Origin of the sequence: Corallincola platygyrae, assembly GCF_039544265.1 — a bacterium.
GTDB lineage: Bacteria > Pseudomonadota > Gammaproteobacteria > Enterobacterales > Neiellaceae > Corallincola > Corallincola platygyrae.
Genome location: NZ_BAABLI010000008.1, coordinates 1 through 25,561, shown reverse-complemented (window position 1 = coordinate 25,561; position 25,561 = coordinate 1). Strand labels below are relative to the sequence as shown.

At 51.3% G+C, this 25,561-nt stretch carries 27 protein-coding genes and 1 pseudogene; 18 read left to right on the top strand and 10 right to left on the bottom strand.

Going from position 1 to position 25,561, the window contains the following annotated elements; translation table 11 throughout:
* Positions 1-62 precede the first annotated feature (62 nt).
* Positions 63-638 (bottom strand): LON peptidase substrate-binding domain-containing protein, encoded by a 576-nt coding sequence (locus ABEA14_RS05640; protein ID WP_345338905.1) that lies wholly within the window; start codon positions 636-638, stop codon positions 63-65.
* 553 nt (positions 639-1,191) lie between these two features.
* Between ABEA14_RS05640 and ABEA14_RS05635 the strand changes: the two genes are divergently transcribed.
* Positions 1,192-1,962, top strand: a complete 771-nt coding sequence (locus tag ABEA14_RS05635; RefSeq protein ID WP_345338904.1) for a hypothetical protein — start codon at positions 1,192-1,194, stop codon at positions 1,960-1,962.
* Between the two features lie 144 nt (positions 1,963-2,106).
* Here ABEA14_RS05635 and ABEA14_RS05630 read toward each other — a convergent pair whose 3' ends face one another.
* Both ABEA14_RS05630 and ABEA14_RS05625 read right to left on the bottom strand, forming a co-directional pair.
* Entirely contained in the window at positions 2,107-2,268 is a 162-nt protein-coding gene (locus tag ABEA14_RS05630) for a hypothetical protein (protein ID WP_345338903.1), read from the bottom strand.
* Between the two features lie 149 nt (positions 2,269-2,417).
* On the bottom strand, positions 2,418-3,854 hold the full coding sequence (locus ABEA14_RS05625; RefSeq protein ID WP_345338902.1) for an exonuclease domain-containing protein: 1,437 nt from the start codon (positions 3,852-3,854) through the stop codon (positions 2,418-2,420).
* Between the two features lie 143 nt (positions 3,855-3,997).
* Between ABEA14_RS05625 and argS the strand changes: the two genes are divergently transcribed.
* The 5 genes from argS to ABEA14_RS05600 all read left to right on the top strand — a co-directional run bounded on the left by argS (position 3,998) and on the right by ABEA14_RS05600 (position 8,729).
* Positions 3,998-5,752 (top strand): arginine--tRNA ligase, encoded by a 1,755-nt coding sequence (gene argS / locus ABEA14_RS05620; protein WP_345338901.1) that lies wholly within the window; start codon positions 3,998-4,000, stop codon positions 5,750-5,752.
* 3 nt (positions 5,753-5,755) lie between these two features.
* Positions 5,756-6,352 (top strand): SPOR domain-containing protein, encoded by a 597-nt coding sequence (locus tag ABEA14_RS05615; protein WP_345338900.1) that lies wholly within the window; start codon positions 5,756-5,758, stop codon positions 6,350-6,352.
* A gap of 77 nt (positions 6,353-6,429) precedes the next feature.
* Positions 6,430-6,963, top strand: a complete 534-nt coding sequence (gene hslV / locus ABEA14_RS05610; RefSeq protein ID WP_345338899.1) for an ATP-dependent protease subunit HslV — start codon at positions 6,430-6,432, stop codon at positions 6,961-6,963.
* Positions 6,964-6,992: 29 nt separating this feature from the next.
* Positions 6,993-8,324, top strand: coding sequence for an ATP-dependent protease ATPase subunit HslU (gene hslU / locus ABEA14_RS05605; protein ID WP_345338898.1), 1,332 nt, complete (start codon positions 6,993-6,995; stop codon positions 8,322-8,324).
* Between the two features lie 21 nt (positions 8,325-8,345).
* Positions 8,346-8,729: a gamma-butyrobetaine hydroxylase family protein gene (locus tag ABEA14_RS05600; protein ID WP_345338897.1), complete on the top strand. Its 384-nt coding sequence runs from the start codon at positions 8,346-8,348 to the stop codon at positions 8,727-8,729.
* Positions 8,730-8,777: 48 nt separating this feature from the next.
* Here the strand turns inward: ABEA14_RS05600 and ABEA14_RS05595 are convergent, their stop codons facing one another.
* The 4 genes from ABEA14_RS05595 to ABEA14_RS05580 form a co-directional block, all read right to left on the bottom strand.
* The gene (locus ABEA14_RS05595; protein ID WP_345339408.1) at positions 8,778-9,587 is read right to left on the bottom strand and encodes an ion transporter; all 810 of its coding nucleotides are present in this window, start codon (positions 9,585-9,587) and stop codon (positions 8,778-8,780) included.
* A gap of 146 nt (positions 9,588-9,733) precedes the next feature.
* Positions 9,734-10,303, bottom strand: a complete 570-nt coding sequence (locus ABEA14_RS05590; RefSeq protein ID WP_345338896.1) for a hypothetical protein — start codon at positions 10,301-10,303, stop codon at positions 9,734-9,736.
* A 374-nt stretch (positions 10,304-10,677) separates the two neighbouring features.
* Complete coding sequence (locus tag ABEA14_RS05585; RefSeq protein ID WP_345338895.1) at positions 10,678-10,953, bottom strand: HU family DNA-binding protein; 276 nt, start codon at positions 10,951-10,953, stop codon at positions 10,678-10,680.
* Positions 10,954-11,117: 164 nt separating this feature from the next.
* Entirely contained in the window at positions 11,118-12,977 is a 1,860-nt protein-coding gene (locus tag ABEA14_RS05580) for a methyl-accepting chemotaxis protein (RefSeq protein ID WP_345338894.1), read from the bottom strand.
* A 208-nt stretch (positions 12,978-13,185) separates the two neighbouring features.
* Here ABEA14_RS05580 and ABEA14_RS05575 point away from each other — a divergent pair, with 208 nt between their 5' ends.
* Positions 13,186-13,953, top strand: a complete 768-nt coding sequence (locus tag ABEA14_RS05575) for a PEP-CTERM/exosortase system-associated acyltransferase (protein WP_345338893.1) — start codon at positions 13,186-13,188, stop codon at positions 13,951-13,953.
* A complete protein-coding gene (locus ABEA14_RS05570) occupies positions 13,950-14,822 on the top strand; it encodes a ThiF family adenylyltransferase (protein ID WP_345338892.1) in 873 nt (290 codons plus the stop codon). Before ABEA14_RS05575 ends, ABEA14_RS05570 begins: the two co-directional genes overlap by 4 nt.
* 10 nt (positions 14,823-14,832) lie before the next feature.
* Here ABEA14_RS05570 and ABEA14_RS05565 read toward each other — a convergent pair whose 3' ends face one another.
* The 3 genes from ABEA14_RS05565 to ABEA14_RS05555 form a co-directional block, all read right to left on the bottom strand.
* Positions 14,833-15,777, bottom strand: a complete 945-nt coding sequence (locus ABEA14_RS05565; protein ID WP_345338891.1) for a KpsF/GutQ family sugar-phosphate isomerase — start codon at positions 15,775-15,777, stop codon at positions 14,833-14,835.
* A gap of 131 nt (positions 15,778-15,908) precedes the next feature.
* A complete protein-coding gene (locus ABEA14_RS05560; protein WP_345338890.1) occupies positions 15,909-16,937 on the bottom strand; it encodes an MJ1255/VC2487 family glycosyltransferase in 1,029 nt (342 codons plus the stop codon).
* Between the two features lie 62 nt (positions 16,938-16,999).
* Positions 17,000-17,518 (bottom strand): phosphatase PAP2 family protein, encoded by a 519-nt coding sequence (locus tag ABEA14_RS05555; protein WP_345338889.1) that lies wholly within the window; start codon positions 17,516-17,518, stop codon positions 17,000-17,002.
* Positions 17,519-17,756: 238 nt separating this feature from the next.
* Between ABEA14_RS05555 and ABEA14_RS05550 the strand changes: the two genes are divergently transcribed.
* The 10 genes and pseudogenes from ABEA14_RS05550 to ABEA14_RS05510 form a co-directional block, all read left to right on the top strand.
* Positions 17,757-19,376 (top strand): alpha-amylase family glycosyl hydrolase, encoded by a 1,620-nt coding sequence (locus ABEA14_RS05550; protein ID WP_345338888.1) that lies wholly within the window; start codon positions 17,757-17,759, stop codon positions 19,374-19,376.
* A gap of 278 nt (positions 19,377-19,654) precedes the next feature.
* On the top strand, positions 19,655-20,140 hold the full coding sequence (rraA, locus tag ABEA14_RS05545; protein WP_345338887.1) for a ribonuclease E activity regulator RraA: 486 nt from the start codon (positions 19,655-19,657) through the stop codon (positions 20,138-20,140).
* A complete protein-coding gene (locus tag ABEA14_RS05540) occupies positions 20,133-20,366 on the top strand; it encodes a DUF1653 domain-containing protein (protein WP_345338886.1) in 234 nt (77 codons plus the stop codon). The genes rraA and ABEA14_RS05540 overlap by 8 nt, the downstream gene beginning before the upstream one ends.
* An 89-nt stretch (positions 20,367-20,455) precedes the next feature.
* Positions 20,456-20,782: a hypothetical protein gene (locus ABEA14_RS05535; protein ID WP_345338885.1), complete on the top strand. Its 327-nt coding sequence runs from the start codon at positions 20,456-20,458 to the stop codon at positions 20,780-20,782.
* A 152-nt stretch (positions 20,783-20,934) separates the two neighbouring features.
* Positions 20,935-21,900: a kinase gene (locus ABEA14_RS05530; protein ID WP_345338884.1), complete on the top strand. Its 966-nt coding sequence runs from the start codon at positions 20,935-20,937 to the stop codon at positions 21,898-21,900.
* A 22-nt stretch (positions 21,901-21,922) separates the two neighbouring features.
* Positions 21,923-22,801, top strand: coding sequence for an HAD-IIB family hydrolase (locus ABEA14_RS05525; RefSeq protein ID WP_345339407.1), 879 nt, complete (start codon positions 21,923-21,925; stop codon positions 22,799-22,801).
* Positions 22,794-24,005: a glycosyltransferase family protein gene (locus tag ABEA14_RS05520; RefSeq protein ID WP_345338883.1), complete on the top strand. Its 1,212-nt coding sequence runs from the start codon at positions 22,794-22,796 to the stop codon at positions 24,003-24,005. The genes ABEA14_RS05525 and ABEA14_RS05520 overlap by 8 nt, the downstream gene beginning before the upstream one ends.
* A 323-nt stretch (positions 24,006-24,328) precedes the next feature.
* Entirely contained in the window at positions 24,329-24,646 is a 318-nt protein-coding gene (locus ABEA14_RS05515) for a hypothetical protein (RefSeq protein ID WP_345338882.1), read from the top strand.
* Positions 24,647-24,687: 41 nt separating this feature from the next.
* Positions 24,688-24,921: pseudogene (locus ABEA14_RS19335) on the top strand (transposase); the annotation flags it as partial.
* A partial coding sequence (locus tag ABEA14_RS05510; protein ID WP_425557244.1) for an IS3 family transposase occupies positions 24,873-25,561 on the top strand: 689 nt, incomplete at its 3' end. The pseudogene ABEA14_RS19335 and the gene ABEA14_RS05510, both read left to right, overlap by 49 nt.

Here is a 25,561-nt window from a genome sequence, read left to right as displayed (position 1 = left end):
AATGTAAGTTATTGAAAGGGAGGTGCATTTTGCTATAACCCCAGTAACAGCGGGGCTTAGCACTATTTTAGTTGCACGGTATCGGTGAGAAACTTGAGTGCTGAGAGACAGTCGTTTTGTTCGACTAAAAGGTGCTTGTCTTCTGGTGCCAATGGGATCAATTCCAGCCATCGCTGACATATCCAGCTGGCATCATCAGACAGAGGCTCAGGATGAAGCTCTGCCAGATGGTGGTGGCGTCGATATATCTCGCATAAGCCATCAAGCAGGTGTCTTGATTCACCGGGCAGCGGCTCCGGTTCCCAGTTGGGCAGGTAACTGACATTGCCGACTTTAAGCCCATCCTGCTCAGCCCAAACATCCTGGATACGGAATCGGTCAACACCTTGCACAGTTATGCCCAGTAGACCTTCTGGCGTTTGTTCGAAATCGACCACTTTGACCCGTGTGCCAATGGGCAGCATGTTGTGGAGGGTGTTACCGCTCCGATTTTTGAGCATGCAAACGCCGAAGCCAGCATCGTCCCTGCAGGCTTCTTTCACCATGCGTATATATCTGGCTTCAAAAATGCGAAGTTGTAACTTACCTCCAGGCAGCACATGGGCGCTGAGTGGAAATAATGGGAGCGTGTCCAACATAGGGGATCTCTGACCTCAAAATATTTGCCTGACTAGTGTTTCCATCAGTTAATACGCATTAACACTGAGATCTGATCGCCCACTGGCTGCTTTTTTAGGCTATTTGCAATCTGAGGCTGGGATTCACGGACCATTTCCGATTCTCAAATCTACATAGTTGGTTGGATTTGGCTATTGTGAAAGGCTTCAGAGTGGCAATTACCGCCTGTTAGCTTGGCCTCCATTCGTATCTAGAATCATCAACCTTTCCAACTTCTTAAAAGCTCTCCTCCTGCGACTTCCTGTTTTTTAAGGAGAACACCAATTCGGAATGCCCCAAATTTAAGGGATACTTACAACTGACCCCCTATAAATACATGACTTAGAATATCCCCTCGAGTTAAACCGGGTGCAGTTTCTGATCGGTCAAGGCTGGCGGATCAGTCATCGCTATCCCAGCCTTTACGTTCTCCATTATTTGACTCTCCTCATCGTTAGACAGAATGAAAACATATATAATTCGATAACTTACAAATTCCTCTACAGTTTATTGCAGAAACAAGGATGCTTTCTTATGCGTTGGTTACTTTATCCGCTGATCACAGTTTTTATGATGACAGGCTGCTCCGGTTCCAAGGACTCAAAAGAAGTAGAACTGGACGAAGAGTTGGTCATTGATGTCAGAGTGAAATCCAACGAATATCACTGGCACCTTTCGTCTCAACCTGTACACGGAGATGGTCTGGATTTTCAGATCAGGCTCGCCAATGCAGACGGCCTTGAGATAAGAGTTCAGGATGGCGAGTTCATCCTGACGGTCGAAGATCAGGTATTTGATCTCGCTCACCACAGGGATCCGCAACTGTTTGGTCAGACTCTGACCTATTCGGTGTACATCCCCGTGAACACTCAATCGGCCAGACAGGCCAACATTGAACTGACGCTCAATGGTGAAACCAGGACGATCGATTTTGTTGTCCCTGAACTTTTGGACGTGACGCTAGACGGACACATCATCGAAGCATATAACCCGGCGGTGGATACCTTGAATATCGCGTGGTCATCTGGTCTGCCTTTGACGGCTATTGAGGTGATCCAGCCTGGATTTGTGACCGAAACCGACGAAGTGTGCCAAGAATTCTATTATGTTTTTTCACCAGACCAACAGGCCAGTGCCCACACCATTACCCCTGGCGCCTTGGAATATAGCTGTGACCCCGAAGATCGTAGCGAGCTTATTCTTCGGCAAGATGAAGTCCCACTCACGCATGTATCTTACGGTTTTTCGCATACTTCATTGACGTTCTTTCAGCATTACAGACACAACATCATCACGGCAATGTAGTTGCTGTCTGGCAGATAGGGTTTTCCGATAAGGATCCAGCGTCGGGGCCGTGATTTGGCCCCGAGCGCAAACAACCCTCAGCGGACCACCCGGTTCACCTTATTCAAGAATCAGGTTAAACGTGAAGATATCGCCGTGGAAGAACTAATCTCCCGAATCGCCGCTGTCTTCTGGCATATATAGAAAAGCATAACAGATGACGTACTGGTCATTAGCCGGGGCAACCGGCACAAAGTCTTCGAAGAACGCCAAGTAGGCCAGGCTACCGCTGACTCTGCCATCTTCGATACCCCATGCCTCAGGCAAGGGTTGGACTTTGATGGTCTGATCGTGGCAAGTGTGCAACGAGCTGCCATTCTCTGAGCTAGCTGAGTTAGAAGCGGCTACTATCTACAAGCAGATAGTTAGTAGTTCAGGAAGAGCCAATCCCAAGGTCAGTGCTAGGGCTAGCAATTTTAATTGGTAGTCGCTGACTGAAAGCCGGTTGTGATGAACTGAGAAAGAGGCACCATGCGAAATTTTTTGCCGCCACCCATTACGTGGCTGGTTAACAATCGATAGGTATCCAGCTCAAAACCGGGGTGACCCGCGTCCATTGCATCAACCAGGGTTTGCGCCTCTATGTCTGCTGCATTGAATGCACTTTGTAGCAAAACCCAGTGATCGATGAGATGAAAGCCCATCAGATCAGAAAAGGTGTCATGCTCACAGATCACCATGGGCTCATCCCACGGCCAATCCATCAACTTCATACTGTTGAGTGCCAGATTCAGCCGCAGATTCCACATCTCTGCCGGCTCTTCTCCGCAGCACGCGCCTTTGCAGTCACCAAGCTGGTGGGCAAAACACGCACCTTCACCCTCCTCCAATCCCAACACCCGTAAACAAAGCTGATGAGACTCGGCTAATCCGGCCAGTGCTTTTTGCGCCTGACGTTGCGAGCGAAACAAACCAAAGTGATGCGGCATTGTCAGCGGATCGACCCCATGCTGATTCACCATACGCAGATACCCCTGCTCATCGGCTTGCTGCACATAACTGATCACCTTTTTCACCGGCTTTAACTGGCGATTAAAAAACGGTTGGTGAGTCTTAACTTCACTAAGCTCGGTCAGTAACGCAGTCAACTCACCGGCGGTTTGGGTCCATTCAATGTGACGTACCCGTTCTGTCATACGGTGGCCTTTCTGTGATTGATGATGGCCGGAGAAATGACTCAACACACGTTGACTTAAATTCACGCTTTTGCCGACATAAATCAGCAAACCATCTTCATCAAAGAAGCGATACACCCCGGGGGCCGTAGGCAGCTGCTCGAAAATATCCGGGTCCAGGCCCGGCGGCAAACTGGGACGGCGGGTCAGGTCAGCCACCGCCTGATCCATCACTTCCTCACCATGGTGCTGGCGGGCGTGACGGAAGAACGACAGCATCGCATCCACATCTCCCATGGCGCGGTGGCGCTCGACTTTAGGCAGATCATGTCTGGCGATAATGGCGTCGAGGTTATGTTTGTTGAATTCCGGGTAGAGCTTGCGTGACAGCTTAACCGTGCATAGTGCCGTCGCCTGCCAGGGCCGCTTTAAGCGGCGAAACTCATTTTTCAAAAAGCCGTAGTCAAATCGGGCGTTATGGGCAACAAACAGCGCCCCTTCTGTTAACTCGGCCACCCTATCGGCGACGTCCGCAAACAGCGGCGCAGTTTTCAGCATCTCATCGGTGATATGGGTGTAGTCCACAATAAAAGGTGACAGGCTCTGCTCAGGGTCCACCAGGCTGGACCAGCGCGCCACCTCTTTGTCATCCTCAGTCACGACAATGGCCACCTCGATGATGCGGTCACGCACTGCAACACCGCCGGTTGTTTCCAGATCCACAAACGCCATCCGCATCTAGCTGCTCTCTCCTGACAAAAACTTCATCATTTATTGACCCATTATACGGCCATTCAGGCACGTGGCGTTTGTCTGTCACCCATACAAACGATTACAATGCCTGCTTTGCTTGTCACACCAGCTCAGTCCACAGGTCCAGAATGAAAGCGCATATTGAAGCATTGCTTGCACAAACCGTTGAAACGCTTAAGTCAGAACAGGTGATCCCTGCCGATGCCACACCGCGCATCCAGGTGGATCGTACCCGCGACAAGAGCCACGGTGACCTGGCTACCAACCTGGCAATGATGCTGGCAAAACCAGCCAAGATGAATCCTCGCCAACTGGCAGAGACCATTATTGCCAAGCTGCCTTCGTCTGACCGCGTATCCAAAGTGGAGATCGCCGGACCGGGTTTTATCAACTTTTTCCTTGATAGCGGCTTCCTGGCCAAGCAGATCAGTGAGATCGTCGCAGATCCTCGTGCCAACGTGCCAGCGGCTGACAACGCCCAGACCATCGTGGTCGATTACTCTGCGCCTAACGTAGCCAAAGAGATGCACGTCGGCCACATCCGCTCAACCATCATCGGCGATGCGCTGGTGCGCACCCTGGAGTTTCTGGGCCACAAAGTTATCCGTGCTAACCATATTGGTGACTGGGGCACCCAGTTCGGTATGCTGATCGCCCACCTGGAAGAGCTGCAGGCGGAACAGCCAGAAGCAGTGAACTCAGAGCTATCTGACCTGGAAAAATTCTACCGCGAATCCAAATTGCGCTACGACAGTGACGAAGCCTTTGGCGAAAAAGCTCGCGGCTATGTCGTTAAGCTGCAAAGCGGTGACGAATGGTGCCGTGAAATGTGGCAGAAGCTGGTTCAGGTCACCTTGGAACAGAATCAGAAAAACTACGACCGCCTCAATGTGTCTCTTAACAGCAGCCACACCATGGGCGAGAGCCTGTACAACCCGATGCTCGCTGAGATTGTTGCCGATCTGAAAGCCAAAGGGTTGGCAGTCGAAGACGATGGCGCTGTGGTGGTATTCCTCGAAGAGTACAAAAACAAAGATGGCGACCCCATGGGTGTGATCATCCAGAAGCGCGACGGCGGTTACCTCTACACCACCACAGATATCGCCTGTGCTAAATACCGCCACGAGCAGCTGCACGCCGATCGTGTGCTCTACTTTATCGATTCTCGTCAGGCACAGCATCTGCAACAAGCCTGGACCATTGTCCGCAAAGCTGGCTATATCCCAGAGCAGATGAGCCTGGAGCACCACGCTTTTGGCATGATGCTGGGTAAAGATGGTAAGCCATTTAAAACCCGCTCAGGTGGCACGGTAAAACTGGCCGACCTGCTGGACGAAGCACAGCAACGCGCTCGCGACCTGGTTCGCAGCAAGAACCCGGATCTGACCGATGAAGAGTTGGTTGAGATCGCCGATGCTGTAGGCATTGGTGCCGTCAAATACGCTGACCTGTCGAAGAATCGCACCACCGACTACATCTTTGATTGGGACAACATGCTGGCGTTCGAAGGCAACACCGCCCCATACCTGCAGTATGCCTATACCCGTATTCAGTCAATCTTCCGCAAAGCCGGTGTGTCAGCTGACGCGCTGACTGGCGAGGTCAACCTGACCGAAGCGGCAGAAGAAACGCTGGCCAACAAGCTGGTTCAATTTAACGACATCATCCAAAGTGTTGCCAATAAGGGTACGCCGCACCTGTTGTGTGCTTACCTGTTTGAGCTGGCAGGCAACTTTATGTCGTTCTACGAAGCCTGCCCGGTAAACAAAGATGATGTTGCCGCCGAGGTTAAACAAAGCCGCTTACAATTGTGTGCGGCCACTGCAAAGACCTTGAAACTTGGCTTAGATACACTGGGTATTAAAACCTTGGAGAAGATGTAATCCGTGCCGAAGGACTACGCCCACCGCAGTAAGCCCAAGCCCCGTCGTTCACCCGCAACGAAGGGGCGGGCCAGCAAAAAGCCAACGCCACCAGCGAAGAAGCCGCCTTATCTGGCGATGCTGATCGCGGCTGCGCTGATTTCAGCATTCGGTTACCTGCTGATGCAACTCGATGGTAGCGCTGAGCGTCAACCAGCCGAAGTCGTTGCTGAACCTAAGCCTAAACCGCAGCCCAAGCCGGTCACACGACCGAAGCAAAATGACGATCCTTTGCCACCTAAACCGCAGGAAGATTGGCAATACATAGACGAGCTTGAGAACAAAGAGGTCGTTGTGGACTTGCCTCCTCCTGAAGAGAGCCAAGGCCCTTATCAAATGCAGTGCGCCTCGTTCCGGAGCCAAAGCCAGGCCGATGCAATGAAGGCAAAAATCGCCTTTCAGGGTAAAGAGGCCATGGTCCGACGCTCAGAAGGAAAATCCGGTACTTGGTATAAAGTGGTGATGGGCCCCTACGAGCGCAAACGCCAAGCAGAAAAAGATCGCCACGTGTTAGCTCGCATCGGTATTCGCACCTGTAAGATCTGGAAATGGCAGGGTTGATTTAACCCTGCGCCATCCCCAAATAGGGTTCTATAACGAAAAGGCGGCATCAGGCCGCCTCACCAGAGGACCCTTCTGTGACCACTATTGTTTCTGTCCGCCGGAATGGCAAAGTCGTGATTGCAGGCGACGGCCAGGTTTCCCTCGGCAACACCGTAATGAAAGGCAATGCTCGCAAAGTTCGCCGCCTCTATAACAACCGCGTGATCGGCGGTTTTGCTGGCGGTACCGCAGATGCCTTTACCCTATTTGAACGTTTTGAAGCCAAGCTGGAGATGCACCAAGGCCATCTTCAAAAAGCGGCCGTTGAGCTGGCCAAAGACTGGCGCTCTGACCGCGCTCTGCGCCGACTCGAAGCCCTGCTCGCTGTCGCTGACAGCGAAAGCTCTCTAATTATTACCGGTAATGGTGATGTGGTTCAGCCCGAACACGATCTGATCGCCATTGGCTCCGGTGGCCCCTTTGCCCAAGCAGCAGCCTTGGCGCTACTTGAGAACACCGAGTTGGAAGCCAAAGAGATCGCCGAAAAAGCACTCACCATTGCCGGCGACATTTGCGTATTCACCAACAGCTTCCACACTGTCGAAGAGATTGATGGTAACGACGCCTAATAGGCGTTGTTAATCTACAGGATTATCCCATGTCACAAATGACCCCAAGAGAAATCGTCCACGAACTGGACCGCCATATTATTGGTCAGGATGATGCCAAGCGTGCCGTTGCCATTGCGCTGCGTAACCGCTGGCGTCGTATGCAACTCGACCCAGAGTTACGCCAGGAAGTCACGCCAAAAAACATTCTGATGATCGGCCCCACGGGTGTCGGTAAAACCGAGATTGCCCGCCGTTTGGCCAAACTGGCAAACGCACCGTTTATCAAAGTCGAAGCCACTAAGTTCACCGAGGTCGGTTACGTCGGTAAAGAGGTTGAGAGCATCATTCGCGACCTGACCGATATGGCCGTAAAAATGGTGCGCGAGCAAGAAACAGAGAAGTTCAAACACCGCGCCGAAGAGCTGGCTGAAGAGCGTATTCTCGATGCGCTGCTGCCACCGCCACGCAACCAGTTTGGCGAACCAGAAGCACAGGACAGCAATACCCGCCAAGTCTTCCGCAAAAAGCTGCGTGAAGGCCAACTGGACGATAAAGAGATTGAAATCGAGATCGCCCAACCACAGGTAGGTGTTGAGATCATGGCGCCTCCAGGCATGGAGGATATGACCAATCAGCTGCAGAGCATGTTCCAGAACATCGCAGGCCGTGGTACCGAAGGTAAGAAGCGTAAACTGAAAGTCGCAGAAGCGATGAAGATGGCGATCGAAGAGGAAGCCGCCAAACTGGTCAACCCAGAAGAGCTGAAAGAGAAAGCACTGGAAGCGGTTGAGCAGAACGGTATCGTCTTTATCGATGAAATCGACAAGGTTTGTAAGCGTGGAGACAGCTCAGGTCCTGATGTAAGCCGCGAAGGTGTGCAGCGTGATCTGCTGCCATTGGTCGAGGGTAGTACGGTCAACACCAAACATGGCATGGTCAAAACCGACCATATCCTGTTTGTTGCCTCTGGCGCATTCCAGATGGCCAAGCCCTCTGATCTTATCCCAGAGCTACAAGGCCGTTTGCCAATCCGCGTAGAGCTTGGCGCGCTGAGCAGCGAAGATTTCGTCCGCATTCTGACCGAGCCAAAAGCCTCGTTAACCGAACAGTATCGCGCCCTGTTGGCGACGGAAGGTGTCACCGTAGAATTTACCGAAGCGGGCATCAAGAAAATTGCAGATGCCGCGTGGCAGGTGAATGAAACTACTGAGAACATCGGTGCGCGTCGTCTGCATACCGTGATGGAGCGTCTGATGGAGGAGATCTCCTACGACGCATCAGACAAGCAGGGCGATGCAATCGTTATCGATGACACTTACGTTAGCGACCATCTGGAAGCGCTGGTAGAAGATGAAGATCTGAGCCGGTTTATTCTCTAAATCGATAGTTTAAGACAGCATATGCCAGGACCTCAGCTCACAGGTATCAAGCTCCAACGTTCAGAACGGCTTCTGACAGTGCGTTTTGATGATGGCGCTGCGTTTGATATTCCCTGTGAGCTGCTGCGTGTAAGCAGCCCTTCAGCGGAAGTACAGGGGCATGGTAAACCCAAGCTGGTCACCAACAAGCGCGAGGTGAATATCTCCACCATCGAACGCGTCGGCAACTACGCCGTCAAGCTGGTGTTTGATGATGGCCATGATACCGGGATTTATCCCTGGCAGTTGCTCTACATCTTAGGCAGAGACTGCGACAAACTCTGGCAAGATTATCTGGACCGGCTCTCGGCAGCAAAAGCGAGCAGAGAGCCGTTAATTGCGGTGAATGTAAAATTTAGTGATTAATAGGCTTTTCTAATTCCGGTTCTTCTCGTCCGTCTGCTTTACCAAGCATTATTTCTTCTGCGCCAACTGCTTCATCGTTTGCTGCATCTGATTCAACTGCTGCTGAATATCTTTCAGATTAGGCTCACCGCTCTCCTGCTCGGCTTCCGCCTTGGCGTTAGCATGCTCTTGCTCCATCACATTCACCACAATGCCAATCACCATATTCAGGAACGCAAACGCCGACAGGAAGATAAAGGTCAGATAGAAGATCCAACTCAGCGGATAGACCTCCATGGTCTCGTACATGACGTCGGTCCAGTCTTCGAAGGTCATGATCCTAAACAGCGTCAACAGACTGATGGTAATGTCACCCCATAAATTCGGATTAATCGCTTCAAATAAGGTGCTGCCGATAGCGGCATAAATATAGAAGATGATAAACATCAGCAGCATCACGTAACCCAGCTGCGGCAGGGCTTTGACTAGCGATACCAGCAGCACCCGCAGTTCTGGGATAAATGACACCATCCGCAGTACCCGGAACACCCTCACCAATCGCGCTATCACTGCCAGTTCGGCGTTTTCCGCGGGGATCAGGCTGACCAAGACAATAAGCGTGTCAAAGACGTTCCAGAAGCTTTTTACGAAATCCCGCTTACGATGTTCCGCGAGAAAGCGAATAGTAATCTCAACCAGGAAGAACGCGCTGATAAACCAATCGAGAAAGCGCATCAAGACGACCATTCGGGTCGGCATATCATAGGTTTTCGCACCCACCAGCAGCGCCGAGATAATGATCACTGAAACCACAAAAAGCTCAAACAGCTTGTTGATACGAATGCGAATAAAAGTCGATTTAAGGGCTGAAGTCTGCATTGAGTCTGAAAAGGGCTCTTTTTGGTAATTGGCAATAGGGTTAGAGCGAAGCAGAAAGGCGGCTGACGCCGTCTTTTGCATTAGTAGTGTCTAATTACCAGATTACAGAAAGGCTGTCACCCAACAAGAGGACTAACCGCTCCCAGCTACCATTTGCAATTAATCAAATCTTGTCGCGTGGGTCTAAGGGTTTTAGATTTATCGCAATCAAGTCTGGCCACAATAACGGTTGAGCTTTCCATCAATGGACCCGTTTTAGCGAGCTCAACAGAACCAATGCCAGAGTCTACTCTGGCTAAGTTAACGGCCGTATACATATGCAAGGCATCGTTTAGCGCATTGTGTCCCAGCTCAGGTTCAACCCAAACATGATTGTAACTCAAGTAATATGTTTCCCCCTCCTTAACCTCTAGGGTGACGGATAACTCGTCAAATGCTTGAAGTACCGGCTCTCTCAATGAGAATCGATATCTACCTGGAGAGGCCTTAAAGCTGTAATATCCATCTCGGTTCAACAGTCCAATTTTTATCCCTTCAATGTAAAGCGCATGGGGAATTTTAAAAGACTCGTCACTATTACCCAGAAAGTGATACACAAACACGTTGGGCTCTTCGAGGGTTTTCTCAAACTCCTCGATATCTGAAATATGCCCCGATGATTTGCATCCAAAAAAAAGTGGTACAAACAGCAGATATATCAACTTTACTAATTTCATTTCAGCAACCTTAACGCTGGCAGTCACCAATGGGTCAATCACCTATGCATTCGCACCATAATACAGCCGAAGATGGCAAAAACTCCGAAAATGCGGGGAGCAGCTTTCGCCCCTACTTCCTTTACACAGCGTGCGCTTTGGGTATCGCCGCTCCTGCACATATGCATGCCCCACGAAGTGTATTGGGTACTATGTGCTCGCGGCATACCGTACGTCCTGTACATCGTCGCTCCTGCGCGTCCGTGCGCCCGCGACATACCGTACTTCCTGTACATCGTCGCTCCTGCGCGTCCGTGCGCCCGCGACATACCGTACTTCCTGTACATAACAAAAAAGGCAGCCCTGAGGCTGCCTTTTTTTCCGCAAAAACGAGATTAGTCGTTTACAGCGTCTTTCAGAGCTTTACCAGCAGTGAAAGCAGGCACGTTAGCCGCAGCAATCTGGATCTCTTGACCAGTTTGTGGGTTACGGCCAGTGCGAGCTGCACGGTGAGAGATCTTGAAAGTACCGAAGCCAACCAGTTGTACTGGGTCGCCCTCTTTCAGGCTTTGAGTAACAGAAGCCAGCAGCACGTCCAGTGCGTCTTTTGCTTTAGCTTTGCTCAGGTCTGCGCCTTCGGCAATCTTGTCGATCAGCTCAGTTTTGTTCATTGGAAAGTGTCCTCGTTGTTATTAGTAAACTGACGGTTGCGCCAACTCTCTGGGAATTAATGAAGCAAAAGCGACTTGGAAGCAAGCCGCATCTGCCTTATTTACTCGATAATGGGAAAAAAATCACGAAAATTCCGCGCCAGTACTGGCCTGGCGCACATTTTTTAAACCTTAAAGGCTGAAATTGACTCACTCAGGTGAGCCGCCTGTTTTGCCACGTCATTGGTGGCGCGCGCATTATCATTGCTGTCTTCGACCGACTGAGAAGCAATATCCCGGATATTAGTCACGTTACGATTAACCTCTGCGGCCACATGACTTTGCTCTTCAATGGCCGTCGCGATCTGCGTACTCATATCCATAATGTGAGTCACATCGGCAGTGATCTGCCCCAGTAATTCACCGGCAGTTTCCGCCTGCTCAGCACTGCCCATACCTTCTTCACGACAGCTGCCCATCAAACCCACGATATCGTGGGTACGGGCCTGCAGATTTTCGATGATGTTTGAGATCTCTTGTGTCGATTCCTGAGTACGCATGGCCAGGTTTCTCACTTCATCGGCCACCACAGCAAAGCCTCGACCTTGCTCGCCCGCACGAGCCGCCTCAATGGCGGCATTAAGCGCGAGCAAGTTGGTTTGTTCAGCAATGCCGCGGATCACATCCAGTACCGAACCGATGGTTTCGCTGTCATGTTCCAACTGAGATACCACATCAGAACTCTCTACCAGGCGCTCGGACAAGCTACGAATACGGTTTACGGTAGCATCTACTTCGGACCGCCCAGCCTCAGCATTTCGATTGGTTTCTTCTGCATTAGCAGCTGCCATCTCAGTGTTTTTAGCGATCTCATCAATGGTCGCACCCATCTCAGTTGCTGCGGTAGCAACCATGTCGGTCTCAGAGAGCTGATGCTGCATGCCGTCCAGCGTGCGATCGGAGTTCGCTGAGAGTTGCTCGGTGGCCTGATTTAACGATTGCACCGCACCATTCACATCCACAATCAAGGCGCGGAAGTTTTCCATCATATGGTTGAAGTTCTCACTAACCGCACCCAGCTCGTTCTTCTCATCAACGTCAACGCGAAGGGTCAGGTCATTGGTGTCTGCCACTTTGCGGGTGGCGTTCATCAGGGCTTGCACCGGCTTGTTGATAGCGCGACCGATCTGCAGGCTGAGGAACAGGATGATGGCGACAATAATAATGGCGAAGCCAATCAGCATGCCATTGACCGTCGAGATTCTATCCGCAATCTTGGGTTTCAGGTCTTCCTGCAATTGTTTGAGAATGGTTTCACTCTGGTGGATCACACTGCGCAATTCGCCACGAATGCCGCTGTTCTGGTCCAGGCCCATTTTCTGGGCGCCTGCAGCATAAGCCCCGAATTTCTGCTCATAAGCATCCAGTAGCTTCGACAGCTGTCCTTTCACACCCGAAGACAACGAGCTGCCTGCCAGATCTTTGCGCAGCTGTGCCATATTTTGGGCAAATTTATCCAGGTACTTGGCATCGCTTCGCAACATAAAGTCTTTTTCGTTGCGACGCAGTTGAAGCATATCGGCCGCCAGTTCATAGCTCTTTTGCGCGAAAAGCAGCTTTTCTGCACTGTGAACTGCCGCTCGAAGCTCACCGTTTAAACCACTCTTGTGGTCAAAGCCCATCACTCTTTGTTGAGCAACCAGAGCAATAAACAGTTTTTCATATTCGTCAATAATGCTGGCGAGCTGGGTTTCCTCTGCGTGCAGGGTGTCATCATCAATCAGCCCGTAAAGCTCTGTATTCAACGCCCTGAAGTCGTTGACCTCTGCAACGAATTTGCCCTCATACTTTTCCAGTTTTCGGGCAAGAAAATCTTTTTCATGTCGTCGTAACGTGAGCATAGAGCTATTCAGCTCTTCGACCGCAACCAGCGCCCGTTCAAGCTGCTGAACCTTACCGATGGCCCATACACCGCCCAGCGCCAGTAGCAGCGCACCCAGCACACTGATGGCCATATTTAACTTCAATTTCTGGCTAATGGTCATGATGTCAGCGACTCCAGTTCTTACATTATTTTCTATGTGGCTATCGGCCGAGATGGCCGAGAGATTAGCAATTCTGACAACGTTAACAGAAGTTTAGGCTTAAATTTTGGGCCATGCCCCATCTTTCCTTATATATCAGTCAGTTTTTAACCAAACCCTCACATTTTGGCTATACCTATCAGGTGGGCATGACAAGAAGGACCAGATCATGGGTGTGACAACTTTAGCTGATAACTTCGACCGATATTTTGGAATCAAGTACGCCAAAAGTTCTGCAATGCGTAACTTTGCTTATCGGATCAGGCACCAGGTATACGCCGAGGAACTCGGCTGGGAGCCCTGTAACAGCCAGGAGATGGAAACAGACACCTGCGACCCATACTCCCATGTCTGTCTGCTTGAGCACAGAACCAGCGGTCAATATGCGGGCACTATTCGTCTGGTGATCCCCCCCGTGCACGCCAGTCAATCCAAACTGCCCTTTGAACAACACTGCATGGAGAGCTGCTGGCCAGAAGTGATTAACCCGGCCGACCTGGAGCGCGGCACCTTTGGCGAAATCAGTCGTCTGGCCGTACCTGATACCTTCAGGCGCCGACGGGATGAAAAAGGTAAGCCGTTTGTTCTCAATGAAAACTCAACGCCCCGGGCCTTCACCGAGGAAGAACGCCGTAACTTTCCCAATATCGCCATAGGCCTTTATCTGGCCGCGATTGCGCTGGTAGACATCTGTCATCACCAGTGTGTGTTTGTGATGATGGAACCTCGCTTGCAACGCCACCTGATGCGATTCGGTCTGCCATTCGAACAGGCAGGTGAAGCGATGGAGTACCATGGCACTCGGGCGCTCTACGCTCTGCCTCAAGAAAAGCTGACCCGGTATCTGTCGAAAGAGGTGGCCGAGCTGTATGACCTGATCAAACAGCAGCTGAATCATCAAGTAACGCTGGTACCTTTCTGCCCGACACTGCAATGACCACATTTGATTACCACCAGGCGTTCTCCCGCAATATTGGTTGGGTAACGCCTGAGGAACAGGAAGTTCTGAACCAAAGCCGTGTTGCGATCGCGGGCATGGGTGGTGTGGGTGGAGTTCACTTGCTCACGCTCACACGCCTAGGGATTGGTAAGTTTCACATTGCCGATCTCGATCATTTCGAACAGGCCAACTTCAATCGCCAGATCGGCGCCAATATGGACACATTGACCCGGGAAAAGGTCACGGTGCTCGGCGAGATGGCAAAACAGATTAATCCCGGTCTGGATGTACAAACCTTTGAAAGCGGTGTCGATGCTGACTCGATTGACGCTTTTCTCGAAGGGGCGGATGTTTATGTCGACGGCCTCGACTTCTTTGTGTTGCCTGTACGTCGAAAAGTGTTTGCTCGCTGTCGTGAACTGGGTATTCCGGCAGTGACCGCAGCACCATTGGGTATGGGCACGGCACTGCTGAGTTTTCTGCCTGATTCAATGCCGTTTGATGAGTATTTCGGTCTGACAGATCAGCCTCTGCTGGAGCAATATCTGCGCTTTTACGTAGGACTGGCGCCCAATGCCTTGCATCGAGGCTATCTGGTGATGCCAGAGAAGATCGACTTAGCGGGAGGGAAGGGCCCCTCAACCATGATGGGTTGTAACCTGTGTGCCGGCGTTGCTGCGACCGAAACGCTAAAACTGATTTTGAAGCGGGGTTCAGTCAAACCCGCACCGCACAGTTTCCAGTTTGACGCCTACCACAACAAGTTGGCGCACTGCTGGCGACCTGGAGGCCACAGGCATCCCCTGCAACAGCTGATTTTATGGCTTGGACGACGCCAACTGCGCAAGCAGGGCGCCGACCTTTAGAGAAATAAAGTTAAAGCTCGCACTGATACAGCTGTAAAACGCCTTCCAGTTTGCCGTTGTCGACCACCAGCAACACAGTGATATTGTATTCATTCATCACATCGCTTGCCTCTTGCAGTGAGGCGGTAGTTGCGATGGTACGCGGGCCTTTGGTCATCAAATCTGCTGCTGTTTGTTTGAGGAAAGCATCACCAAATTTTTCGATGCCGCGGCGAATATCACCATCGGTAATAATGCCAAGCAGTTCGTCGCCATCCATCACGATCGCCACACCCAGGCAACCTTCGGTGGCGACCTGAATCACCTCTTTGGTTGAGGCACTGGCTGGCAGCGTAGGCAGCTCATCGGAACGCATCAGGTCCTTCACTCGGGTTAACAGGCGGCGTCCTAAGCTGCCACCGGGATGAAAACGAGCAAAATCTGCCGGCTGAAAATCGCGTGCCACCATCAGAGCGATGGCCACTGCATCGCCCATGGCGACGGTTGCGGTTGTCGAGGAGGTAGGGGCCAGACTAAGCGGGCAGGCCTCTTCTTCCACTGCAATCGAGAGATGAAAATTCGCATTGCGTGCCAGAGTAGATTCGACGTTACCCGTCATGGCAATCAGGATATTGCCGCGCGCCTGAACAAACGGAATCAGGCCAATCAGCTCTTCGCTCTCGCCGGAGTTTGAGATAGCCAGCAGAACATCATTCGGCTCAATCATGCCGAGGTCACCATGCCAAGCCTCTGCCGGATGCAGGAAAAAACTGGGGGTGCCGGTACTCGCGAGCGTCGCAGCAATCTTTTTGCCAATAAGGCCAGACTTACCCATGCCCGTAACCACCACTTTGCCGCGGCTGTTCAGAATGGAGTCGATTGCTTGATCGAAGGTTTCATCAAGCTGTTGCTTGAGATCGGCAATCGCTTTTGCTTCGAGATCAAATACCCGCAGGGCCTGCTCAGTATGCTTCATATGCCTGTCTTAATGTGAAAAATAAAAAGCTTGGCACAAGCTACTCCGAAGCACCAACTCTGGCAAGCAGCCGGATCAAAAAGGCCCGCCATTCGGCGGGCCCTGCATCTAACATCCACTGCGCAATGTTGTTAACTACCAACCTGCTGCCACAACTGTCCGGCAAGGGTTTTCAAGCTGGTTTCGCGGCCATCTGCGATCCAACCCGCAATCGCATCGGCCACATCGGGGTAAGGGATAGGCGCGGCAGCCGGTAGCAGCAAAAAGCGCTCCAACGCATTGCTATCCAAATGGTCCATCACAGTCGCCAGCGACAGTTGTGATAACGTCAAGGCGTTGGATTCCTGCTCAAATTGTCCCTGCAGCGGCTTCACCAGTAGTTTTTTACCCAGAAACAGCGACTCCGACGGTAGCTCAAAACCACTGTTACAGATCACGCCCTGCGCATTAAGCAGATCTGTAGCAAAGCCATCACGGCTGAGTGGACGCCAGTGAATGTTTTTCTGATCCAATGCATCAGATAACTCTGGGTGATAACAATAAAACTCGGCTTCTGGCTGAGTCTCCAGAAATGCCTGGATCTTCGGTAGCTCTTCAAATGGCAGATACACCACGATCTTACCGTCGATAGGAGGTTGAGATTGGTGGGAGGTATCAATCACCGGTGGCAAGATAGATTGATTAAAATGATGCCAATGTAGACCGACATGCTCCGATGCAGGCGCAAATCCTTTCATCAACAAACGTGAACCAAGGTCATATCCCTGTTTGGGTACATCGTAGCGAAAACAAGCTTGGTGACTGAGCGCCAGGCTGGGCACCTTCTGTAACCTGGCGGCCCAGGCAGTAACCGGTTCAAAGTCCGTGATCACCAAATCATAGTTGCTAAGGTCAACGGACTTAATATCTCGCCATAACTGCCGAACGCTGGCGTTTTTGATGGTACGCCAGATATCAATTTTTCCTTCGTGGAAACTGAATGTCAGACCTTCGACACAGCGAAAATCGCCGAACGGCTCCATGTCAAACAGTTGGTCTCGAGGGCGACCACTGACAAGATAATCAACGTCGACTTTTGCAGAACTCAGTGCGCCCGCCATGGCGCGAGCACGGGTCATGTGGCCATTCCCCGTGCCTTGGATCCCATACAACACTCTCATTCACTACTTCCTGATACTTCTTTCTCTGAGCGGGACCCGCTTTAGATACAAAGCTATGTCCCCTAAACCACCGCCAGCACTGATGTGGCCACCGCCAAACCCAATGCCGCGCCACACACAACGTCTGCCGGGAAATGCACACGCAGCATCACTCGCGAACCACCAACCAGACATGCCCAGCCATAGGCCCACCATGTGGTTTCCGGAAAGAAGTGGCTGAGCATGGTCGCCATAACAAAAGCCGCGGCAGTGTGCCCGGAAGGTAAACTGAACTGGTCTGAGGGTTTAACGACCGCAGCTATGCCAATCATCGCTTGGGCAGGGCGATTGCGTTTAAACCCATTCTTTAGCAACCAATAAAGCGGACGTTCAACCAGAAAGGCGGTAAGTGTCGCCACCAGAAATGCGGTGCCACGGTCAGGAAATAGCCACCACGCCATCAACCCAACTAAAGGATACCAATAGCCGTCGCCAGTTTTAGATAACCAACGGCTAAGAGTTAACATTCCAGGCCAGCGAGTCGCCGCTGACAACCTTACAAACAGTCTTTCATCGAATTGCTTCAGGCTCACGATATTCATGATGCACCTCCAGCTAGATTGCCGACCAAGCTATGGGGGTTGCATGACATTCAGATGACAAAAACAAGAAGTCTAGATTTCAATCATTCTGTTTATTTTTTGCTCGAATTGAGCGTGTAATTTTGGTTCTACTGACAGACAAAAATAATGTGCGCTGATTCATAGGGTTAAGCGATAAGGCTTGTGTGCCTTTGGGTTAGGCCACATGCTCAGCTCCGATCAGTGATGGAGAACGCACATGCACCGCATTTTTTCACCTCGCACTATTTTCGCAGCCCTGTTGTTACCTTTTTTAGCCGCCTGCCAACAGCCAGCACCGGTTGATAACAGCCCGGGTCTTAGCGACGCTCTGGATCTAAGCCATGTTGACGCCAAGCCCACCGATAATGGCTTGCCTGAGGACTGGCACAAACACGCCGTATTTATGGAGATCTATGTGCGTGGCTATCAGGACAGCGATGGTGATGGCATCGGTGACTTTAACGGCCTGACATCACGACTTGATTACATCCAATCTCTGGGAGTCAAAGGGATCTGGCTGATGCCGATGATGCAGAGCCAGGATCGTGACCATGGCTACGCCGTCACCGACTACCGCAAGGTTGAACCCGATTACGGCACCAAGGAGGATTTTCAGCGCTTCTTAAAAGAGGCCCATGCCCGTGGTATTGGCGTGATTATCGATTACCTGATCAACCACAGTGCGGCGCAGAATCCTTTGTTTTTAGACTCCGATGCCAATCGCGCAGGAAAGCGTGACTGGTACGTTTGGAGAAACGAGCACCAAAGCTGGAAGAACTGGGGTGGTAGCGATACCTGGCACCCTGGAAAAAATGGTTATTACTACGGGATCTTCTGGGACCAGATGCCGGACTTCAATCTGCGTAATCCGGACGTGGTCAATTTCCATCAAAACAACCTGCGCTACTGGCTCAACCTGGGTGTTGATGGCTTCCGGTTTGACGCAGTAGGCACGTTGTTCGAAAACGGCGCCAGCGGTATGCTCAACCAAAGTGATAACCACACCTTCCTCGCCAACTCGATCCGCCCCATAGTTCACGAATATCCTAATCGTTATATGGTGTGTGAAAACCCCGACGGCCCAAGCCAGACTGCAAAATCCTGCGGCAGTGCCTTCTACTTTGGCTTGCAAGGCAGCATTCTGGCCAGCGCCAAATTTGGCAAAACCAAACAGCGCTTGATAGATCGCGTTGACGGTGTTCCCATGGAAAACTACGCCACCCTTTTGGCGAATCACGATTCATTTGCTGGCGGACGCATCATCCAGCAGCTCAAGGGGGATGAAGACAGCTACCGGATGGCCGCAGCAACCCTGCTGACACTGCCCGGCACGCCTTTCATCTATTACGGGGAAGAGATTGGCATTGGCCATAGCCGCGATATCAAGGACCCGGATCCTGATCATCGCTTGCGTACGCCCATGAGCTGGACGGCTGATCCTGTCAATGCTGGCTTTAGCTCGGTTGAGCCGTTCCGGGCACTGGCCAACAATGTGGAAACCCATAACGTGGCAGACCAATTGGAGCGTGATGATTCGCTGCTGGCCAACTATCGCCACTGGATCACGCTACGCAACAATCAGGCGGCACTGCAAACCGGAAAGTTCGCCACTGTTGATACCGACACTGCCCACTTGTTTGCCTTTACGCGCAGCCTGCCTCAACAAGAACGCCTGGTAGTGCTGAACTACGCATCAACGGCCAAGGCCCTGGGTAGTGCCGCGGAAGGTTGCTGGCAGGTGATAGACCATTGGCCAGGCCAAACTGTCGCCGGCAAGTTAACAGCATCAACAGAGCTGCCAGGGCAGACAGTCGTGGTCGCCGAGCCTTGCGACTAATCCCAGACAATTGAGCGCTAACGAATAGGCGCTAGTAAATAGTCCGTAGCAAATAGGCACTGGCAAATAGGCCATGACCACGGTCAGTGCCTATTTGTTATGCGCGGATGGAAAAGGGAGCTGGCATACGCCCTGCAAGGCCAGAGAACTGAATCCGGTTTGTACCAAATCAAAATGTTCCAGTGATTTGTGAGGGAACATCGCATTGAAATACAAAGCCGCTTATACTCATCGGCGACCGTTTTTGTAAAAAGCCGTTGTCTATCAAGGAGACTGTTATGGAGTACAACACCTCGGAATTGTGCGATATCTACTTAGATTCCGTCGATGTCGTCGAACCCATGTTTGCGTCGTACGGGGGCCGAAGCTCTTTTGGTGGTCAAATCAGCACAATCAAGTGCTTTGAAGACAATGGCCTGCTGCGAGAAGCCGTACAGGAGGATGGCGCTGGCCGCGTCCTGTTAGTTGATGGTGGTGGCTCACTGCGCCGCGCCTTGCTCGACGCAGAAATTGCCGAAACGGCGACCGACAACGGCTGGGAAGGCATTGTGGTTTACGGTTGCGTGCGCGATGTTGACGCCCTTGGCGAATATGACATTGGCATTCAAGCGATGGCTTCTATCCCAGTAGGCGCCGACGGTGAAGGCATTGGCGACAGCGACGTCGCGGTCAACTTCGGCGGTGTAACTTTCCTGCCAGAAGATCATCTATACGCTGACACCACTGGTATCCTGCTGTCGGCTGAGCCGCTCGACATTGAGTAGCCCCTCGCAAATTCAGCCGGATCTGCCACCGGGTCGTTATCGCCACTTTAAGGGTGGTGAATATCAGGTGTTAGATCTGGCTAAACACAGTGAAACCGAAGAGTGGATGGTGTTATATCGACCACTATATGGCGACCAAAAATTATGGGTGCGCCCATTCGCCATGTTCACAGAAATGGTCACTTACCAAAATAAATTAGTGTCTCGCTTCACACTGGTCGAATGATCTTCTTGGCACCCTAAAACATTTCCTTAAAGTGAGCATGCTTACGCAAAGAGGCGTATGAGTTCGAAGCACGTTAAGGAGACGCTGTCATGGGTGTAGTATTGGAAGCGACCATCATAGGTTGCCTCTATTTTTTCCCAATTTTTTTAACAGCGAACCTGTTAAAGGCCGGCCGCCGTTCGGTATTCCCCTGTATTATCGCCGCAGCAGTGTGTTGCAGCATGACAGAAGTTGTGGGCTTGGTAGACCTGCCGGACTGGTCTTCACCTGCCGCTATCCTGTTTGGATCAGCCGTATTCTTCTCCCTGATCCTTGATACCAAACTCTATCTTGCCGCGGGTATCGTTGCTATCAGCTACATCATCCAAATGGGCATGACAGAAACAGGCGCTGCGATACTGAGTCGCTTCGTATAATTCCGGGGTATACAGAAAGTTTCACGCAAGCTGGCATTCAACCTGCAATAATCTTTGAATAGAGGTCAAAAAGAGGCGCTTTGCACCAAATTTGACCACGTCAATGGCAGGGTTGAGAGACGTGCGCTTTATTGGTGCATAAAAGGAAAAGCATGTCAGTTTCGCAAATTTGGCCCCAATCTCCGCTGACCAGCGAGCGTCATCAGGCGTTGCTGGAAAAGCTTTCCGGCCCATTCAATCAACTGGTTGAAGATCTTGCTTTGCCAGCCAGTTACAGCGATCTCCTTTCCGAAGTTTACCTGCCATTGGGTGAATGGATCTCCCGCCAGCGATTACTGCAGGGCAAACTCTGTTTTGTGCTGGGTGTTAACGGTGGCCAGGGCAGTGGTAAATCTACCCTCTGCACTTTCTTAAAGTTAGTGATGGAGAAAGGATTCGACCTGCGCACCGTGGGTTTCTCACTGGACGATATCTATCTCACCAGGGGCCATCGCCATCTGTTGGGCAAAAACCAACACCCACTGCTCGCCACCCGTGGCGTGCCAGGTACTCATGATGTGTCGATGGGTCTTGAACTACTTAACCGTCTGCGCACATTGCGCGCCAACGAAGCGACCTATCTGCCCAGTTTTAACAAAGGGGTGGATGATCGTGCACCGATGGAAGCCTGGCCCACCTGCGAAGGGCCGGTAGATCTGGTGATCTTTGAAGGCTGGTGTGTGGGAACGCCGCCACAGGGCGAAGCCTCCCTTGCGATCCCCATTAACAAGTTGGAGCGTGAAGAGGACAGTGATGGCAAGTGGCGCCGCTATGTTAACGACCAGCTGGCAGGCCCTTATCAAGAGCTGTTTAACCGTATCGATGCACTGCTGATGTTGAAAGTGCCCGGTCTGGAAGCAGTCAAAGAGTGGCGCGGAAAACAAGAACAGAAACTGGAAAAGAAAGTCGGACAGCAATCCGGTGTCATGGATGACCAAGCCCTGGCCCGATTCCTGATGCATTACCAAAGATTGACGCAACATTCCCTGAAAACCTTACCCGAAAGCGCAGATATCTGCTTTCATTTAGGAGCGGACCACAGCTTCGAAAAGGTTCAGGTCAATCGAATGCTTTGTTGAGGCCCTGACGTGGAGGTGATTTATCGATAAACCCCAGACGCAGCTTATCGTCTATACCGATTTAGACGGCACCCTGCTCGACCATCACAATTATAGTTTCGCCCCCGCCCAACCAGCCATCTCCGCGTTAGCCAGGGCGCATTGTCCATTGCTACTGAACACCAGCAAGACCTTTGCTGAAGTGGTTCAGCTACGTAAACAGTTGGACAACCACCACCCCTTTATTACTGAAAATGGCAGTACTTTGTGTATTCCTCAGGGTTACTTTCCCTGGCTGGATCAGGCACAAACCAAACGCGTAGCTGACGGCGACCAACAGTATGTGATCCAGCATCTGGGCCCCTCAGTCGACACCATCACCAAGGTACTGCATCAACTCAGAACAGAGCACGGCTACCAATTCACTGGTTTCAGTGATATGAGCCCCGAACAGGTGGCCGAGTGTACTGAGCTACCCTTGGCTGATGCCACACTGGCGAAACAACGTCAGGCCAGCGAGCCCATGTTATGGCATGACAGCGAAGAGGCGCTGGCTCAGCTCAAAGCACAGCTACAGCCCTTCGGCCTTCGCATCCTGGCCGGTGGCCGCTTCCTGCACGTGATGGGGTATGTCGACAAAGGCTCCGCCATCGAATGGCTGACGCCACATTTTCAACGCAAGTTCCCAGCATTGACCCAATACTCAGTGGCACTGGGCGACAGTCAGAACGACCTGAAGATGCTGGAAACTGCCGATATTGGCGTGGTGATCCCCGACGCCAAAGGTGGACAGTTAAACCCGCAGGGTAAACGAATTGAAATTGCGCCAGCCCAAGGCCCAAAGGGCTGGCAAGTTGTAATGCACCAACTGATAAACGAAATTCTAAATTCACACTCCGAGAAGGAATTCATGCATGGCTGATTTCTACCAAAATGGTCTGGTGACCACGCTACATAACCTGACCCAAAGGCCACTGGATGAGCTGGAACAGGAACTGGCAAGCTTCTCTCGCCAGCGTCCGATGTCACTTGTGTTGCCATCACTTTATTCCGAGCTACAGGCCCCGGCACTGGACAATATTGTCGAAGAACTGCGAGGCGCCACCTACCTCAATGAAGTGGTGATCGGTCTCGACCGCGCCAGTAAAGAGGAGTTTGAGCACGCCAAAAGCTACTTCTCCCGCTTGCCGCAGCACCACCGTATTCTTTGGAATGACGGTCCTCGCCTGCGCGCCCTCGACCAACTGTTGGTCGACAAAGGGCTGGCACCGGAACAACCGGGTAAAGGCCGTAACGTGTGGTATTGCTTTGGTTATGTCTTAGCATCTGGTCGCGGTAAAGCCGTGGCACTGCACGACTGCGATATCGTCACTTATCAGCGTGAAATGCTGGCGCGCCTGATCTACCCGGTGGCCAACCCCACCTTTAACTACGAGTTCTGTAAGGGGTACTACTCGCGCTGGGCCGATGGCAAGCTCAATGGCCGCGTCTGCCGCTTATTGGTGACGCCACTGATCAAAGCGCTGAAGAAGATCTGTGGTTATGACGACTATCTGGAGTACCTGGACAGCTTCCGTTATGCCCTGGCCGGTGAGTTCTCTATGCAAGCCGACGTACTGCGCGACCTGCGAATTCCAAGCGATTGGGGTTTGGAGATCGGCGTATTGTCCGAGGTATACCGCAACTACAACACCAACCGCCTGTGTCAGGTGGATATTGCTGACGTTTACGATCATAAACATCAGAAGCTGTCGGTTGATGACCACGATGCCGGACTGGCGAAAATGGCCACCGATATCTCCAAAGCCATGATGCGTAAGCTGGCGACTCAGGGTCATGTGTTTGACTCTGGTACCTTCCGCAGCCTGAAAGCAACCTACTTCCGTAAAGCGCTCGACTTTATCGAAAACTATTACAACGACGCCAAGATCAACGGCCTGAGCCTGGATCGCCACGCCGAAGAGGAAGCGGTTGAGCTATTTGCCCGCTGTATTACCCGCGCCGGTGAAGCATTCCTGGATAACCCGTCAGAAACACCGTTTATCCCAAGCTGGAACCGTATCACCAGTGCCGTGCCTGACTTCCTTGACCGTCTCTACGATGCTGTAGAAGCGGATAACAGCTAATAGCAGAGCACCAATCCAAATAGAGGCCCTTAAACGGGCCTTTATTTTTCATAGCCAAAAAAGGTTTGCGCAGATTTCTACTGGATCAAAATCCAATACTGTTTGAAAGTCCATGTGATTTGCATAGCAAAATGGTAGGTCCCTTATTTCAGAGCAGTTTGTGAGCTAGTAAATAAAAACTGTAGAAACAGTGGGATAAGATAGAAAGTTACGATTATTGAAAAGTAGGATAGGGGTACAAGGGGGATAGGTATACATGGCTCCCTTAATCAGATAGACACCCCGTGTATACCTACTCAGCGTTATGTGTTTTTGAGGTATGGATGCAAATAATACTTTGTATTTTAAACGTGGTATTTGCAATAGGGATATTTGCGTGGCCTCTAGGAGCCTTCTCTAGCATATTCTTTTTTGATGCTCCTGGTTCAATGAGTAATCCTTTAACTATCGGTTTAGCGATATCTGTCCTTGGATATCCAATCCCTGCAATATTTGGAAACTTAGCTTTCTGGGCTAATCGTAAAAAAGAAAACAACTTAGAACTCATAAAAATGACTTTAGTAAGTGGTATAGGTTATTTTTGTGTTTTATTATCTTGGGGTTTGCTAAGTTTAATCTGCAATGGAAAGTTTGCATGTTAAACACATAACAAGCAACTTAAGCGGGACNGAAGGGAGTTGCTGAGTCATTGGGTATTCATCCTTTCATGTTGTCCCGCTGGAGAAAGGAATATCGGGAAGGGAAAATCATGTCCGATCGTCGTAAAAAGCTTATCAAGAAGCCAACTTTCGTCAGTGAAAACGAACGTATCGCTGCGCTCGAAAAAGAGAATGCCAGGCTTAGGCTGGAGAACGACCTGCTAAAAAAGTGGCAACGATTCGAAGCGGAAGAAAACCGACGAGGTTCCGATTCATAGACACCTATCGGAGGCAGTATCCAATCGCCCTTATGTGTCGCTTTCTCAATGTATCGCGCGCGGGCTACTACGCATGGAAGCAACGGGATGTCAGTCATCGTTACCTAGTTGACCGCGTGCTGGAGCACCGGATTAAGCAGCTCTTCGAAACTAACCGAGGAGTTTACGGAAGCCCGAGAATACATGCGGCGCTTAAGCGAGAAGGAATTTATACCAGCCGCAAGCGAGTGGCCCGATTGATGCGTGAAAATGGACTTAGGGCGCGTTGTGCAAGGGTATACCGACGCTTTGCTGGATTGCACCGCTTCTTTCTTCGACATCCAAATATACGCAGAGAGCTGCCAAAGCCGATGAAGAGTAATGAGCATTGGGCGGCGGATCTGACTTATGTCAGGCAGGGGCAACGCTGGCTTTACCTGGCTGTTGTTATCGATCTTTACTCCAGGCGAGTGGTGGGTTGGTCACTTGGGGCTGAGAAATCCGCTGCACTGACGCTGTCATCGTTGCGCATGGCGATACGCAACCGAAGGCCTGAGGTAGGTTTAATCTTCCATACAGACCGAGGCTCTGAATACGGTGCAGCAGAGATCCAACAAGAACTGAAGAAGCACGGAATACGGCCTAGCATGAACAGGCCGGG